The 16,231-nt window shown below is 41.5% G+C and carries 17 protein-coding genes; 6 read left to right on the forward strand and 11 right to left on the reverse strand.

All coding sequences use genetic code 11. The features are described 5' to 3' along the window. Positions 1-3: 3 nt before the first annotated feature. Positions 4-504: a YwgA family protein gene (locus LCM11_RS09430; protein WP_224893991.1), complete on the reverse strand. Its 501-nt coding sequence runs from the start codon at positions 502-504 to the stop codon at positions 4-6. A 13-nt stretch (positions 505-517) separates the two neighbouring features. Continuing rightward, on the reverse strand, positions 518-1,813 hold the full coding sequence (locus tag LCM11_RS09435; RefSeq protein WP_224893992.1) for an HD domain-containing protein: 1,296 nt from the start codon (positions 1,811-1,813) through the stop codon (positions 518-520). Positions 1,814-2,062: 249 nt separating this feature from the next. Here LCM11_RS09435 and LCM11_RS09440 point away from each other — a divergent pair, with 249 nt between their 5' ends. Continuing rightward, positions 2,063-2,905, forward strand: a complete 843-nt coding sequence (locus LCM11_RS09440) for a biotin/lipoate A/B protein ligase family protein (protein WP_224893993.1) — start codon at positions 2,063-2,065, stop codon at positions 2,903-2,905. A 96-nt stretch (positions 2,906-3,001) separates the two neighbouring features. Here LCM11_RS09440 and pta read toward each other — a convergent pair whose 3' ends face one another. After that, the gene (gene pta, locus LCM11_RS09445) at positions 3,002-3,973 is read right to left on the reverse strand and encodes a phosphate acetyltransferase (RefSeq protein WP_224893994.1); all 972 of its coding nucleotides are present in this window, start codon (positions 3,971-3,973) and stop codon (positions 3,002-3,004) included. Positions 3,974-4,251: 278 nt separating this feature from the next. Between pta and hemQ the strand changes: the two genes are divergently transcribed. From hemQ to LCM11_RS09465, 4 genes are all read left to right on the forward strand, one after another. Next, a complete protein-coding gene (gene hemQ / locus LCM11_RS09450; RefSeq protein WP_014644882.1) occupies positions 4,252-4,989 on the forward strand; it encodes a hydrogen peroxide-dependent heme synthase in 738 nt (245 codons plus the stop codon). Positions 4,990-5,235: 246 nt separating this feature from the next. Further along, positions 5,236-5,658 carry a cell wall hydrolase gene (locus LCM11_RS09455; RefSeq protein WP_224894075.1) on the forward strand — a complete coding sequence of 141 codons (423 nt, stop codon included), beginning with the start codon at positions 5,236-5,238 and terminating at the stop codon, positions 5,656-5,658. Between the two features lie 21 nt (positions 5,659-5,679). After that, complete coding sequence (gerQ, locus tag LCM11_RS09460) at positions 5,680-6,192, forward strand: spore coat protein GerQ (RefSeq protein WP_224893995.1); 513 nt, start codon at positions 5,680-5,682, stop codon at positions 6,190-6,192. Between the two features lie 75 nt (positions 6,193-6,267). Continuing rightward, entirely contained in the window at positions 6,268-6,516 is a 249-nt protein-coding gene (locus LCM11_RS09465) for a hypothetical protein (RefSeq protein ID WP_224893996.1), read from the forward strand. Here LCM11_RS09465 and LCM11_RS09470 read toward each other — a convergent pair. The 3 genes from LCM11_RS09470 to LCM11_RS09480 form a co-directional block, all read right to left on the reverse strand. Further along, positions 6,513-6,881 carry a DUF423 domain-containing protein gene (locus LCM11_RS09470; RefSeq protein ID WP_224893997.1) on the reverse strand — a complete coding sequence of 123 codons (369 nt, stop codon included), beginning with the start codon at positions 6,879-6,881 and terminating at the stop codon, positions 6,513-6,515. The genes LCM11_RS09465 and LCM11_RS09470 overlap by 4 nt on opposite strands. Positions 6,882-6,894: 13 nt before the next feature. Continuing rightward, the gene (locus LCM11_RS09475) at positions 6,895-7,206 is read right to left on the reverse strand and encodes a YwdI family protein (protein WP_224893998.1); all 312 of its coding nucleotides are present in this window, start codon (positions 7,204-7,206) and stop codon (positions 6,895-6,897) included. Positions 7,207-7,408: 202 nt separating this feature from the next. After that, positions 7,409-8,749: a sodium-dependent transporter gene (locus tag LCM11_RS09480; protein WP_224893999.1), complete on the reverse strand. Its 1,341-nt coding sequence runs from the start codon at positions 8,747-8,749 to the stop codon at positions 7,409-7,411. 445 nt (positions 8,750-9,194) lie between these two features. Here LCM11_RS09480 and LCM11_RS09485 point away from each other — a divergent pair, with 445 nt between their 5' ends. Then, the gene (locus tag LCM11_RS09485) at positions 9,195-9,917 is read left to right on the forward strand and encodes a TIGR02206 family membrane protein (protein WP_224894000.1); all 723 of its coding nucleotides are present in this window, start codon (positions 9,195-9,197) and stop codon (positions 9,915-9,917) included. A gap of 683 nt (positions 9,918-10,600) precedes the next feature. Here the strand turns inward: LCM11_RS09485 and LCM11_RS09490 are convergent. The 5 genes from LCM11_RS09490 to LCM11_RS09510 form a co-directional block, all read right to left on the reverse strand. Beyond that, positions 10,601-11,176, reverse strand: a complete 576-nt coding sequence (locus tag LCM11_RS09490; RefSeq protein ID WP_224894001.1) for a cytochrome c oxidase subunit 3 — start codon at positions 11,174-11,176, stop codon at positions 10,601-10,603. Continuing rightward, positions 11,173-13,080: a cytochrome c oxidase subunit I gene (gene ctaD, locus LCM11_RS09495; protein ID WP_224894002.1), complete on the reverse strand. Its 1,908-nt coding sequence runs from the start codon at positions 13,078-13,080 to the stop codon at positions 11,173-11,175. Before ctaD ends, LCM11_RS09490 begins: the two co-directional genes overlap by 4 nt. A 24-nt stretch (positions 13,081-13,104) precedes the next feature. Then, on the reverse strand, positions 13,105-13,800 hold the full coding sequence (gene coxB / locus LCM11_RS09500; RefSeq protein ID WP_224894003.1) for a cytochrome c oxidase subunit II: 696 nt from the start codon (positions 13,798-13,800) through the stop codon (positions 13,105-13,107). Positions 13,801-14,099: 299 nt separating this feature from the next. Further along, positions 14,100-14,399 carry a phasin family protein gene (locus tag LCM11_RS09505; protein ID WP_224894004.1) on the reverse strand — a complete coding sequence of 100 codons (300 nt, stop codon included), beginning with the start codon at positions 14,397-14,399 and terminating at the stop codon, positions 14,100-14,102. Next, positions 14,396-16,060 carry an ABC1 kinase family protein gene (locus LCM11_RS09510; protein ID WP_224894005.1) on the reverse strand — a complete coding sequence of 555 codons (1,665 nt, stop codon included), beginning with the start codon at positions 16,058-16,060 and terminating at the stop codon, positions 14,396-14,398. The genes LCM11_RS09505 and LCM11_RS09510 overlap by 4 nt, the downstream gene beginning before the upstream one ends. Positions 16,061-16,231: the final 171 nt, after the last annotated feature.

The following is a 16,231-nucleotide window of genomic DNA, read 5'->3' on the forward strand; positions in this document are numbered from 1 at the left end:
ATACTAATGAATTCCACGTAATTTTTCAATAAAATTCCATCCATCCTGGATGTCTTCCTCTGTGTAATTCTGAGTACTTTTCACGGCATAGACTTTTTCAGTGATTTCTTCACGAGGAAGATCCTCAAAGAAGAGCATGGTAGATACCAATTCTAAAAACCTGGAACTTCTCCCGTTCATTTCGCGGATATGGTCATGGAGAGGTGGTAAATCCATGTCATAATGCTTCAGAAATTCACGGCCGTTTTCCGTAATCTGATAACGGTACTGATAGTAATTTTTCTTTTCTTCTCTTTCCTCACTGATAAATCCAAGGTTACACATTTCCTCAATTCTTAATGTTAATTCCTCTGAATAGGGACCGTAAAAATGAAACTGATACCGTTCTTCAAATGGCACCTCACACTTTTTTAGTATGTAGATCATTTTCTGTAGTTTCTTACGACCCACGATCTCTTCCGTACTTGAGAAGAATTGCATCAGCTTCGCATGATTTTCCAACATGGAGCTTCACTCCTTATCCATACAATATTTCCATAATCCGCTTCTTCGTCTTACTGCGATTAGACATTTCCTCCAGGCGGTCCAGAGGAATATACAGTTTATGATCCGTCCGCTTCTTGCCTGAAATAGCCTCAACAATATCAGATAGTCGTGATAACTCTCTCAATTCCTGACTCGGCTGCAGCAGATGAATTGGGAGACGCTCTTCCTCTTCCCCCGGACGATAGAAATCGTAAGGGAGATCTGAACTTGAATCTACCACCAGGTAGTAGTCTGGGTTTAGCCCTGCTTTAGAAAATAATTTATACAATTCCATCCATTGGTTCATTTGAGAATTAGGATTAAACTCAATATATTTAAAAAGCCGGCGGTTAACAAATCGGTCACATAAATCACTCAGAACCGGGTCTTCTTCCTCCATCCATGTTTGGAAGTAATACAACGTCACAGCTTCATCAAGTGCTAAGTACTCCTTTAGTGTCGGCTTCCCTGTAAAGAAAGAGAAAAAATGGGTCGGTTTCAGCTTAAACGTATAGCCTGATTCATAAAGTTCTTTTGCTCGATGAAGAATTTTAGATAAAATAACCTCAGCGCTCCGCGTCACTGGGTGAAAATAGACCTGCCAGTACATTTGGTAACGACTCATGATATAGTCTTCTACCGCATGCATACCGCTCTCTTTCACAACGACCTGATCTTCCATGGGACGCATGACCCGCAATATCCTCTCCATATCAAAATGACCATAGCTTACTCCTGTAAAATAAGCATCGCGCTGCAAGTAGTCCATACGATCAGCATCAATCTGACTGGAAATCAGGCTGACCACCAGTTTATTAGTGTACGTTTTATTTATCACGTCAGCCACTTTCTTCGGGAATCCTTCTTCTACCTGGTTTAGAATCTTATTCACTTCTGTATCTCCAAGTAAAATCTTTTGGGTATAATCTTCATGATCCAGTTTAAAAACTTTTTCGAAGGAATGAGAGAACGGCCCATGACCCAGATCATGAAGTAAAGCTGCACAGAGGCAAAGCAGCCGTTCTTCGTCGTCCCAGTTTGGCCGGTCCTTAAAGTTTTCTATAATTCGGCGAACTATTTCGTATACGCCTAATGAATGATTAAAGCGGCTATGTTCTGCACCGTGGAATGTTAAATATGACGTCCCCAGCTGTTTAATTCGTCTTAAACGCTGAAATTCAGATGTTCCGATCAAATCCCAGATTACCCGGTCCCTCACGTGGACATAGCGATGGACGGGGTCCTTAAAAACCTTCTCTTCACTTAATTTCTCATCACGATAGTCCATCAGTTTTTCCCTTCTTCACGACATTTTTAATTATTATATACCTTTCTTTACGACAAAAAAACATCTTGACAGACAAAAATTGACAGAGCACCTCTTTTACTCCTGTCTTTAAAGGCTTCAAGAAAATTAAACTTTTTTAGCGGGTACTTATTTATCCTTTGAAGATTTTACAGCCGTGGCGCCATTCATGCAACAGGTTTCTTCTGCTATAATGATGAATGGTGATTGCAAAAAAAGGAGCACAGCTTTATGAAAAACATACATCCGTTATTACAACCTCAAAAATATCGCTTCATGGACCAAAGTAATTTGGGGCCATCCTTTTCCGCCCTTCAGTCCTTTGCCATAGATGATGCTTTATCGATGTCCGTGGGAGAAGGAATCAGCCCAACTGCGGCAAGGCTTTGGGTACATCATAATACGGTGGTGCTTGGAATCCCTGATGCTCGGCTTCCTTACATTAAAGATGGAATTGACTATCTGAAGAGTGAAGGATATCGAGTTATTGTAAGAAATTCCGGAGGGCTCGCCGTTGTATTAGACGAAGGTGTGCTGAATTTATCATTTATCTTCCCGGACTCTAAAAAAGTGAATATTCACGATGGCTATGAAGCTATGGTTTCGTTTACTCAATTGCTGTTTGAAGACCTGACCGATCAAATTAAAGCCTATGAAATTACCCGTTCCTATTGTCCGGGTACTTATGATTTAAGTATCGGCGGTCAAAAGTTCGCTGGTATTTCCCAGCGCCGGGTCAAAAATGGCTCGGCCGTCCAAATTTATTTGGATGTAAGCGGAAGTGGTGCTGAACGAGCCGAGCTTTTAAAACAATTCTATGCAATTGGGAAGCGTGAAGAGGAAACACGCTTCACTTACCCCGTCATTGATCCTAAAGTGATGGCTTCTCTAAATGAACTGTTAGGCACCCGCCTTAATGTATCTGATGTACGCGACCGGATCCTTAATAAAATTTACGAGCTATCTGGTGACGTTACCATTGATCCCCTGGAAGGCCAGGAGATTGAATGGTTTAACAAACGGCTCGATCAAATGATCCAGCGGAATGAAAAAGCGCTCGAAAACCTTACCTAGGAAATCGAGCGCTTTTCTGTAAGGTCATTACTGACAATCAATAAAGCCTTACATTGAAAAAAGCCAGCGATTAAATCGCTGGCTTTTTCTAGCTTATTATAGTGATTGGGCAGCAGTAATAATGGCAAGTTTGTACACATCATCAGCATTACAACCTCTTGAAAGATCGTTAACCGGCTGGTTCAAGCCTTGCAATACAGGACCTACTGCGTCGAAATTACCCAGACGCTGAGCGATTTTGTAACCAATGTTACCCGCTTCAAGACTTGGGAAAATAAACGTATTCGCTTCTCCTTTAAGTGGAGAGTCCGGTGCTTTTTTCTCAGCTACAGAAGGAACAAAGGCTGCATCGAACTGGAATTCTCCATCGATTACAAGATTAGAATTCTGCTCTTTAGCAATTCCTAAAGCTTCCGTTACTTTTTCTGTTTCTGGAGATTTTGCAGATCCTCTAGTAGAGAAGCTGAGCATAGCAACTCTTGGATCGATATCAAATAGCTTTGCCGTGTCGGCACTAGCCAAAGCAATCTCCGCCAGATCCTGACTATCAGGATTAATGTTGATTGCACAATCAGCGAAAACATACTTTTCTTCATCACGTACCATTACGAATACACCTGACGTCTTCTTAATACCAGGCTTTGTTTTAATGATCTGAAGAGCAGGTCTTACGGTATCTGCAGTGGAATGAGCCGCACCACTTACAAGACCGTCTGCTTTACCCATGTAAACAAGCATTGTACCGAAGTAGTTTTCATCTTGCAGGATCTCACGTGCTTTCTCTTCAGTGGCTTTTCCTTTACGGCGCTCCACGAAATTAGCCACCATTTCGTCAAAAGCATCATAATTCGCCGGATCCAGAATTTCAGCTGAAGAAATATCCACTCCAACCTCAGATGCTTTCTGTTTTACTTTTTCTTCATTTCCGACTAGTACAGGTGTCAGTAAATCTTCTGTACCAAGTTGACTGACAGCTGTTAAAATACGTTCGTCCAAACCTTCCGGAAACACGACTTTCTTGCCTTGTCCGTTTATCTTAGCTCTCAATGTATCAAATAGGTTACTCATATTGAACCCTCCAATTTTCATTTCTGTTATACATGATAAAAGGTTTTGTGTATAAATGAAAGTCATTCCTATTGATTTTTACAATGAAGCGATTTCATTAACATTACCCTCTTTTGCCTAAGCTTATACGTTCTAGATGCTTCTATTTCTTGTTTCCCTACCCTTATCCTTTCACTATATGTTCAAAGTCATTCCCATGATGTAACGAAGCAACTGTGTTATATTGAGAAAGGAAGTTTTCAATAAATAAACCAAATCATAAAGGAGCGATCGATACCATGCCAGAAGCAGTAGTAACCATGGATGGATGGTATTGCCTGCACGATTTCCGTTCAATTGACTGGACCTCTTGGAAATATGCCTCGAGTGAAGAACGCGAGCAGGCCATTCACGAATTCCAGCAGATGATTTCCAATTGGGAAGATACCGAGAAAAGTAAACAGGGAAGCCATGCTCTCTATACCATCATGGGTCAGAAAGCTGATTTCATGATGATGATCTTACGCCCAACGATGGAAGAATTAAATGAAATCGAAACAGCTTTCAACAAAACGAAGCTCGCTGAGTTTACCACCCCCGCCTATTCTTATGTGTCAGTTGTAGAACTCTCTAACTACATGGGAAATGCTAACGAAGAGGATCCTGAAATTCAGGCGCGCTTGAAACCAACCCTTCCGAAGTGGAATCATATCTGCTTCTATCCAATGGACAAGCGTCGTCAGGGTAACGATAACTGGTACGTACTTGAAAAAGATGAACGCGCTAAACTCATGTATGCGCACGGAATGACCGGACGCCAGTATGCCGGAAAAATTCGTCAAATTATTACGGGTTCCATCGGATTTGATGACTGGGAATGGGGCGTTACTCTATTTGCTCATGATGTTTTGCAGTTCAAAAAACTTGTGTATGAAATGCGTTTTGATGAGGTTACTTCCCGCTACGGTGATTTCGGTTCCTTCTATATTGGAAACCTGCTTAAACCGGATGCTGTTCCTCAATTCTTACATGTATAACTCTACAAAGGACTCTGCCCTGTTAAGGCAGAGTCTTTTTTATTTAAGATAGAAAATCATTAAACTTTCATTAAAAGACTCCAACCAAAATCTCCCACCTCAGGTCATCCATAATTTGGATGACCTGAGGTGGGAGATTTTTCTGCAATACAGCAGGAGGGTTGAGATTTTATTCATATCATCATGGTGGACTTACATATAGTGTTAAAGAGCAATAACATGTCTGTATTAAAGCGAGGTGACAGCGTGGCTGTTATTCCTTACAACGAAGCGGACGTTAAGCTTCTTGGAAGACTCATGCGTGCAGAAGCAGAGGGTGATGGGCAACTGGGTATGCTTATGGTCGGGAACACGGGTGTTAATCGTGTACGGGGGGACTGTATTGACTTCACAGATATTGATTCGATAAGACAGATGGTCTATCAAAGCCCTGGAGGCTTTGAAGCAACACAAAAAGGATACTTTTACCAGCGGTCTCGCGAAAAAGACCGAAGGCTGGCAAGAAAAGTTATTAACGGAAAGAGGTATCATCCGGCCAGCAACTCTCTCTGGTTCTTCATGCCTGAAGGCAGCTGCCCGGCCCAGTGGTTTGGTCAATGGAATACAGGAAGGTTTAAGTCCCACTGTTTTTATTCCCCTACTAGGTCTGCTTGTCCAAGTGTGTACTAATTTATTTAAGGAGTGAGTGAATTGGCTCAGAAAAAACCATCTATGGGAGGCGCCCAGCAAGGGCAGCAGCAAATGTATAACCAACCGACCTCCCCATATTACGCGAGTAATCCATATATGTATTATTATCCAAGCGCTCCAACTTCCAATCAGGGACAGGGAGGTTTTCCACCTGCATACAGCGGTGGTGGGCAGGTGCCCCAAATGCCTCAAGGGCAGTCTGGCGGTATAAATCCACCGAATATGCTTCCTACAGAACAATCGTACATTGAAAACATTTTACGGTTGAACGCTGGAAAGCCCGCTACTGTGTACATGACATTTGAGAATAATGACCAGTGGAATGCTAAAGTTTTTAAAGGCATTATCGAAGCTGCCGGTAGAGATCATATCATTTTAAGTGATCCTGAAACAGGAAAACGTTATTTACTGCTCATGATCTATCTTGACTATATTACCTTTGACGAAGAAATTAATTATAACTATCCCTTCAACGGTGGAGGATCAGGTTTCGCTCAGTACCAGCCAAGATAAACAGTTGAACTCATAAAAAACTCGCTAAAAGTCAGTTAGCGAGTTTTTCTCCTATTAATAGAAAAGGGTGAACACATGAGACATCCTTATGAAAATTTTTATAAAGCCCAATTAGGAGCACTGGCGTTAGCTGTGCTGTTAGCAGTTCTCGGGCTCTTCAAACTGGATCACCAGTGGATTATTCTGCTCATGTTTTATGTCTTATCCGCAAGCTTTTTATTTGAAGCTTTAATTGAACTGAAAACACAGAATATGCTCAACGCGATTATTCAACTTCTCCGCGTGTTAATTATTTTCTTATTTACTACCATCCTTTATTTTTAAAGGTGTTTCATAACAGCATAACCAAGCAGAATCCAGCCGATTAAAAAGGATAGACCTCCGAGCGGGGTAATCATAGCAAACGTTTTAATACCTGTAGGCGCATAGATATAAAGACTTCCTGAGAAGAGAATAATGCCTGCTACGAAAAACCATCCTGCTCCCGTCATCAATCCGGTCTGGATTTTGCTCATTAATAAGGCGGTCACAAATAAAGCCATAGTATGGAACATTTGATAATTAACCGCTTTTCCCCATTGCTCCAAGCCTTTTTCAGACACTTTCCCTTCCAGTCCGTGTGCCCCGAAAGCTCCAAGAGCAACCGAAAGAAAACCATTAATAACCGCTACAATTAAAATTAGTTTCATTGTTTATCTCCTCCTAAAAATCGAAAATGGATGACCCATTAGCATCATCATCATCCAGCCGATTTTCTTCTTTCTTTGGTTTAGAGTCTGGAGTTTTATCGGCCCCCATCATCTGCCTAATTTCATCCGCCGTCGGTTCATGCATCTTTTGACTTCCTTGTTTAGAAGGAGTTGTGTCCTCCTGTCCCTGCTCTAAAAATAGGTCCGCTAACAATCTTACAGAACGAATATGTTCACGAACCTTTTGCTCGTCGCCGTGCTGGAGCATAGCTTCCTGTATTTCACTGGACATTTTTTTAAGAACGCTTTGATTTGGTATCGCCATATGGTCAGACTCCTTTATCTCATACTAAAGAAAATAGTGTTCTGTCGTAGTTTAACACGCAGCGTGTACTTCTGTCTTATGATCCTTTCATCGTTCACAAAATAATGATTAATTAAGGTATTTGGTTATCTTTCTCCAACAATAAAAGAGATCCCGATGATAACCATCAGGATCTCTTTCCAATTATTTAAGATAGAAGATTTTAAAAAATAATACCGATTTTGTTTAAGAAAATCAATACTATAAGAATCGGAGCCATCCACTTCACGATGAAATACCAGAAGCCTCCAATTGGAGAAGAGGACAAGTCCGCAGACTCCAGAGCGTCCGGCTTCTTAAAGTACCATCCAACAAGAAGGGCCATGGACAGACCTCCAAGTGGCAGGAGAATATTGGAAGCAATATAATCCATGGAATCCAGGATATTTCTTTCTCCAATAGGCGTGATACCTGACCAAACACCGAACCCTAAGGAGACAGCGATACCCATGACGAACATGATAGAACCCATAAGCACACTTGTGGCAAAGCGCGTCCATCCGAATACTCGCATAAAATAAGCTGTAGGTACTTCCAGGATAGAGACAGATGAAGATAGAGAAGCCAGGATTAAGGCAAAGAAAAACACCAGTCCAATGATCCCTCCGAGTGGCATCTGTTCAAAAATACTCGGCAAAGTAATAAACACGAGCGGTGGACCTGAACTTGGATCTATACCGAAGGCAAAAACCGCCGGAAAGATAACAAGCCCTGAAATCACGGCGAAAAACGTATCCATTAATCCGATACCTAAAGCCGCGCTTGGAAGTTTATTCTCTTTCCTTAAGTAACTTCCATACGTAAGCATTGCCCCCATTCCTAGACTAAGCGAGAAGAAGGCCTGCCCGAGAGCAGCAATATAAATAGAAGGCTCACTTAATGCCGACCAATTCGGCTGGAATAAAAACTTAACCCCCTCTGAAGCACCGTCAAGCGATAAACTAAATATCGCAAGGGCGATAAGTATTAATGCCAGAAGCGGCATGAAAATTTTATTCGCTGCTTCAATACCTCTTTTCACACCACTTAATACAATGACAATGGTTAATATCATGAAAAGCGCGGTCCAGGCAATTGGATGCCACGTATGGCTGATAAATTGTCCGAATGCTCCTTCATACCCGGCTGCCGGCTGTGTAAAGAATGATCCATTGATATAATTCCAGAAATAAAAGATAGCCCAGCCTGCAACTACGGCATAAAAACTCAAGATAAGAAATGCACTGATAATACCGAAAAAGCCTGTTAAATACCAGGGCGTCCCTTTAGCAAGTTTTTGAAAAGACCCCACTACATCGCTTTCAGCTTTACGTCCAATACTCACCTCTGTAAGCAATAGAGGAATTCCTATAATAAGCACGAATAACAGATAGAGTAACAAGAAAGCTCCCCCACCGTTATTACCAGCTACGAATGAGAAACGCCATATATTACCCAGTCCTACGGCTGAACCCATAGCAGCCAGCATAAAACCTAATTTTGTCCCCCATTTTTCTCTGTGCATAAAAACTCTCAACTCCTTTCATACATTTCTCTCTACTTTTGTAGAACAAAGCTGTTAGAAGACCTGGAAGCCATTCTAAATATCCATCAGCATACCATAGAATAAAAGGATGTCCATATAAATTCTGAAAATTTCATATTATTTACAGTCGTACATCAAAGTTTGAGGAAATAAATGGGTTGTTATCTCTTTTCTCAGATTGTTTTAACTCGAATTTCATGCATTCAATTCCAGTAACTTTAAGCACCAGCTGTGAAGGTATTTCCTTAGCTTTAAAACCATAGACCGCGCAGGCTCTAGGAAAAACTGGATTCCAAGTTGTATGAAAATGTTTGCACTGAAAGCAATTAACCTGACTCTTCAACTCCTGACTCCTTTCGTTCGGACAACGTATGGTAAAATTATCATAGCATAGCGAAATCTGCTTCACTAGGATGTGTACTTCATGAAAAATTGGTTCGGAACAGGAAGCCGTTACCCCTTCGAAATAATGGGGGTCAGTCACATAACCATGCTCTTTATTTTCACATTGGTTCTTTTCAGTATTGCCCTGGCTTCTAACTGGCTTCATACACATGAAAGATTTCGTCAAATTATGAGGTATTCTTTACTGGTCCTTCTTCTGCTTTCCGAGATCAGCTACCAGTTGTGGGCTTATGTAAATGGAGTCTGGAGCCTCGGTGGTCATGTGCCTCTGCACTTATGCGGAGTCGCCTCTTTGATAGGGATCTACACTCTCATTACCTATCAGCCAACGCTTATAAAAATAAACTTTTTCATAGGTATTCTACCTGCGCTTATTGCGCTGATTACTCCTGATGTACCCTTTGACTTTCACCATTACCGCTTCTGGAAATTCTTCCTGCACCATATGGCTATCCCATGGGCAAGCTTGTTTCTTGTGGTGACCTCTTCTGTTCGTATTACTTGGAAGGATATGACCAATAGTTATCTGCTTTTAGTAGGATATGCCTTAATTATAGGTTTTCTTAATCCTCTTATGGGTGCAAATTATTTATATTTGGAACATCCTCCTACTGTTTTCACTCCCCTCAGCCTTATGGGGGAAGGAATGATCTACTATCTTAATTTAGCTGCCACTGCATTCCTTGCATTTGCTTTTATGTACGGATTTTATAAACTCGGATCCAGAATTAAACTTCTCTAAAAAATATAACGTCCTGCAGCAGAACTCCCTAGCCGTCAGGAGTGTTAAACCAACATGGCTCAAGGATCGTCCCTGTTAATCACTCGTGTTAATTAAGAAAAGCTCCCTTTTGTTGAAGACTTGATTTCGAGACATTTGTTGAGCGGAAGGTCCTGCGGGGGACGATTTCGCTTTTCGCGAGCATGTGCTGAGCTTCCTCGGGCTTAACAGCCCTGCGGGATCTCACCGATCATGTTCATCCCGCAGAAGTCTTCATCGTCCCCCTCCGGACCTTGCGAAATAGGGAGCTCGAAATCATGTTTGAAACGTCCAGCCTTATGACTCAGATAAACGTATAACAATTAGCGTATACGTGTAGATAATCACTGCTATAGAAGCTTTTGAGGCGGATCAAGCATCTCCCTACCGCTTATAGAAGGGTCCGTTCACCCTTCCATCATAGGGGGGCGAAGGAAACGACGAGACTCCCGCGGGAGAAGGAGCTAGGCGAGACCCCACAGGGAGTGAAGCGACCGAGGAGGCTTGCCAGTTCCCCCGTAGGAAAGCGAGTTGTTTCCGCAGCCGCCCTCATCGATTTTAGGCAACGGACCCAAGTTATCTCGAAACGGAGTCTTACACAATCCGGCCCTTTAGTTTAATAAACCTTTTACTACAATTTAACAACGAAGTTTAACGGATCCTTATTAAAACAGATAAGGCGCGTAAACAATAAGGATGATCATTACCCAGATGGCATCTACAAAGTGCCAGTAGTAATTAAAAATTTTGTGTTTCTCTATAAATAAAGATTCCGGTATCTTCTGCTGCTTAAATTGAAGCATCAACAAAATCATCCACGCTAACCCAAAAGCTACGTGAGAGGCGTGCAGACCCACTAGCACATAAAAGGATGACAGAAAGTTATTGACCGTTATGGTGTGGCCTTCGCTAGCATATTTGTAAAACTCGTGAACTTCAAACCCCATAAAAAGGGATCCTAACAGCAAAGTCAAACCAAGACCCAACCAAATTTTCATTCGGTTCCAATGTTTCAGTCCGCTTTCAGCGACTAACAGGGTTCCGCTGCTTGACAGTAAAAATACAGAGGTTAAGATCACTGTTTTTAGTTCGTACACCTCGTCTGGCTGAACCCCCTCCGATGGGGGAGTAAAAATAATGTAAGTAGCAAATAAGGTCGCAAACATTACAGCTTCTACAATGAGATAGATAAAAAAGCCTAGCTTCTTATCTTGATACAAAATCTCTGAAACCTGCTTCATAACTCCTCCTCCCTCTCGTAAACTCTTTTTCTCTCGTCCGTTAAGGAGCGAATAACAAAAAAAGCAAGGGAAGCGCCCGCTCCAACAATTTGCATCCAAAGCCATCCATAGATAAACCCTATACTCATAATGCCTATGACTCCCGCGAGAAGGACCGGCTGAAAGGTTTCGACCGCGATCGGAGAAGGGCGAACATCTTCTGCTTCAGGCAGTTGTTTTTTATTAATCTTTGCGTACCAGTAAGCATCTAATGAATCTATTCTCGGCATAGGTTCAAAAGGGTGTTCAGGCGCAGGAGAACCAACTGTCCACTCAAGAGTGCGGCCATTCCATGGATCAGCAGCAGCTCCCCCTGTGAACCGACAAGTGTAGTAAATGTTCCATATAAAGAAAAGCATACTTGCTCCCATTAAAAATGCCCCGATTGTACTTACAAAATTAAGAAGAAAGATATGATCTTCCCACATATAGGTATAAACCCTTCGCGGCATTCCATTTAATCCAGCAAAATGCTGCGGCATAAATGTTAAATGAAAGCCAATCAAAAACAACCAAAAATGCCATTTCCCAAGCTTTTCGTTTAACATCTTCCCTGTCATTTTTGGAAACCAGTAGTAGATCCCGGCAAATGAACCAAGAATAGTCCCGCCAATAATTGTATAGTGAAAATGAGCCACTACAAAATATGAATCATGGTATTGGTAATCAGCGGCTGCTACAGCAAGCATTACCCCTGTCACTCCCCCTATAACAAATGTAGGGATAAATCCAAGCGCAAATAGCATCGGGGTACGGATTTTTACAATACCCTTCCTCATCGTAAACAACCAGTTAAAAACCTTTATGCCCGTTGGCACTGCAATGAGCATCGTTGTAATAGCAAAGAAGGTATTGGCCATTGAACCAAGGCCGACAGTAAACATATGGTGGGCCCACACCATAAACCCGAGAAGGCCGATTAAAGCAAGCGCAGCGACCATTGATGTGTAGCCATACACTCGTTTCGTTGAAAAATTTGATATGATGTCAGAAAATATTCCAAAAGCAGGCAGAACAATAATATACACTTCAGGGTGTCCGAATATCCAGAATAAATGCTGCCAATATACAGGGTCGCCTACTTCACCCATAAAGAAATTAGTTCCATACAGTCGGTCAAACATTAAAAGTAACAAAGCAATCGTTAACACAGGAAAAGCAACTAAAATCAAGACTGAAGTAATAAGTGCGGACCATGAAAATAAAGGCATACGTGAAAGTTTCATTCCCGGCGCCCTCAGACGGATAATGGTCACAATCATATTAATCGCTGTAAAAATAGTACCCAGTCCTGAGACCTGCACACCTAATATGTAATAATTATTGTTCGGCTCTGTAGTGAACGTATCAGTAGCGAGTGGTGTGTACATCGTCCATCCGGCATTCGGAGCTGCATTAAAAAAGAAAGCCATATTAAAGATGACACCACCTGCCGCAAAAAGCCAGAAGCTGACAGCATTTAAATACGGAAAAGCTAAATCGTTAGCACCGATCTGCAAAGGCAGAGCAACGTTCATCAAACCTATAAGAAGCGGCATAGCAACAAAGAAAATCATGATGGTCCCATGCGTTGTAAATACTTCATTATATTTTTGAGACTGAAAAACCCAGAAATCATTTTCCGGAACTGCGAGCTGTGTCCGAATAAAAAGAGCGTCAATTCCCCCGCGAATAAAAAACACCACCGCGAGTAAAAGATACATCACCCCTATTTTGCGGTGGTGGGTGGTTTGAGCATATTTCATTATGACCTGCCACTTACCTGCTTTTGTCACCCACGAGAAAAGAAAACCTCCCAACAGGATAGAAATAATCCAGGCAACTACAATATCAGAAGGAACTTCACCAATAAATGGTATATTCAATCTATTCACCCCTTTCTTATGAACTTATTCTTGTTTCAACCATTCCTGAAATTCCCCCTCACTTATGACCCTGGTATCAAACCTCATTTGAGTGTGTTCGGCACCGCAGAATTCTGCACATTTGCCCTGGTATGTCCCCTTTTCATTCGGCACAAACGATAAGCGAGTTACTTTTCCAGGAAATACATCAATTTTTCCAGCAAGTCGTGGCACCCAAAAGGAATGAATCACATCTTCTGACTGTAATCTAAGGGAAGCTTTTTGACCGACAGGAAGAACAAGTTCATTCATAGACTGCTTTCCATTTTCATACGTAAACCTCCAGTTAAACTGCTTGCCGGTAACTTGGATTTCAACGGCTTGTTGAGGAGCTTCGTCAACATTTCCAGCTGAGCTTGAAGTCAGTTCATATGTAGCTTGTACGGTCGGCACAGCAAGTATTGTCAGTAGGATAATCGGTAAGACCGTCCAGGTAATTTCAAACCATTTATTCTCTCTCGTGTCTAACGGGATGTGATGAACGTTATAGGCTTTTTCTCTAAATTTCCGTAAGTAATAGATAAATAGGACCATTACCACTACAAATACAAGCATCATCAATCCAAAGCTTAAGTAAATTAAGTCGGTGAGTGTAGCGGCAGTATCACTGGCTGGATGAAGAGCGCGAATATTACAGCCCGCTAAAAGAAGCAGGACAGGCAGGAAAAGTAATTTTTTCATAGTCCTCCATCTCTCCATATGTATTGATAGTTTAGTTCCCTTTGCACTGCAATGGTAGACGCGTGCACTACTTGTTAATAGCCTATTTACCATGAAACAAAACGCAAAAAATGTAATAAAAATACAATTACGAAATAGTGCGACCTAGTACTAACATGGTCCCATAATTGCCGGCCTGAACCGTTTACTTCGCTTATATTAATAAACTTGAAGATCCCTCTCCCTCCATAATTTATAAACTTACTCTCAAATTTAAAGTAAAAAATACCGCCCCTTCTATTAGAAGAGACGGCCGGTGATTAACGTTGATTATATAAATTCTCAAGTCTTTGAATTCTTGCTTCAAGAAGTTCATATTCTTCTTTTGATACAAATCCAAGTTCTTTCATGCGATCCTGAAACTTAGCTTTCGAATGGTCGGACCATTCTTTATCCACGTTTTCGCCTTTGCTGATCCAGGAGTTGATCATCGTTTTCGCCTGCGATGGACTCACATCTCCATGCTTCACCATTTCATTTACCATTTTCTCAAATTTCTCTTTTCCGCTGATAGCCGCTCCCAGCCCTAAATGAAATCCTTTCTTCAGTAAATCGCTCATACTTCATTCCTCCTATTATGATGTATTCGTTTAATCATTTTGAAATGACTCATCACACAGCTAATGAATCCTATAAGACCTAAGGCAAGAAGAGAAACTCCTATCCATATGGATGGCAGCACGGTTTGGATGACTGTAAGATACAACGCTGCAGCACCAGAACTGATGAAAACGAGTGATAAAAAGGCATAAAATAAGTAAAATTGATGAAAAAGATGGTTTCTCTGATGATAACTCTTCCACTCTCGCTCCTTGTCGCCATCTTCCAAATATTCGACGAGCGCTCTTGGTAAGGATAAGAGCGGACGGGCGGTTTCTTTAGCCACTTCTTTGAAAATAGAATAATTCGAGTCTTCTCCTGAAACCCATTCCTTAATTACCGGACGCCCCCATTGAATCAGGTCCACCTGGGGGTATACGCTGCTTAGGACGCCGACAATAATCGAAGTTGCTCTGCCCAGAAAAGCATAATCAGCAGGAAGCTGGATAGGCTGGTCTTTAACAAATTGCTGAATATCTGTCATCACATCATTCATCATATTCGCATCCAGCTTGTCAAAGTTCCCTTCTAGATACATATCGGTCGTTTGCTTGATCAATTTCTTCACGCGTTCCGTATCTGCGTTTTCCAATAAAAAATTCATATCCTGTAAAGCGGCGATCACCTTATCATAGTCTTCTAAGATAAACCCTTGAACCATAGCCCGGATGGAATTCGTGTCCTCCTGCCGTATCTCCCCTACCATCCCAAAATCAATAACCACAATCGTCCCATCTGATTGGAGCATTAGATTTCCTGGATGAGGATCCGAATGGAACATGCCAGCATCTAAGAACTGTTCAACACTTAAATCAAATAATGTTTTTGCAATTTGCTCCCGGCTGATTTGATGTTTCTTTATAAAAGATAAGTCTGTAATTTTGGTGCCTTCAATCCACTCCATAACAAGCACTCGTTTAGTAGACAAATCCGTATAGTAATCTGGAATATACACGGAGGGGAAATGGCTGAATCTCTTTTTAAATTGATTTCCGTTCTCAAGTTCCATCGTAAAGTCCAGTTCATTGCTTATTACCCTGACTACCTCACGATACAAGGCTTGTAAATCAGCTTTCTTTCCATAAGATGTAAAGCGGTCGACCAGCCAGAAAACAATTTTCAAAGCTTTGAAATCCATTTTAAAAATATCCTTCACTCGATATCGCTGAACTTTAACCGCGACGGAAGTTCCATCTTTTAAGGAAGCTTTATAGACTTCACCAATGGAAGCTGATGCTACTGAATCTTCGTCAATGTTGGATAAATGCTCTTCCAGTGAAGCGTTCCAGTCTTCTTCCATTATTTCTTTAGACCTGTAAAAAGGCATAGGTTCTACCCGGTCCACTAGCCCTTCTAATTCTTTAATAAAAGCCCGTGGAAGCAAGTCACCTCGTGAACTTAAAAACTGTCCAAACTTAATAAGAAGTCCGCCAAGCGCGATCGCTTTTTTACGGTATTCGCCTGCCTGCTTTTCCAGCATGTCTTCCCATTTTCTTTTGGTATCCTGATCCCAAATGCGGTGTCTCTTTTGAAACCAGAAAATTTGAACAAGGAACTTGATAGACATCCAAACAATAATGGCAACTCTATAAATCGATATGTATTTTAAACGGTTTTTCATCCTTCTGTCTCCCTTTTCAACAGTCCTATGTTCCATTTCCCCTGTCTTATCCATATCAATCATGTAAATGACAGGAAGATCTGTCCACTCCTCACGCTCTAAGGGCCCCACTCTGCCTCAGGCTTGAATTTTGATTAACTGTTGTGTCATGATTTGTTTAAAAAGAAAAGG

This window comes from Halobacillus halophilus (assembly GCF_020171985.1).
GTDB lineage: Bacteria > Bacillota > Bacilli > Bacillales > Halobacillaceae > Halobacillus > Halobacillus halophilus_A.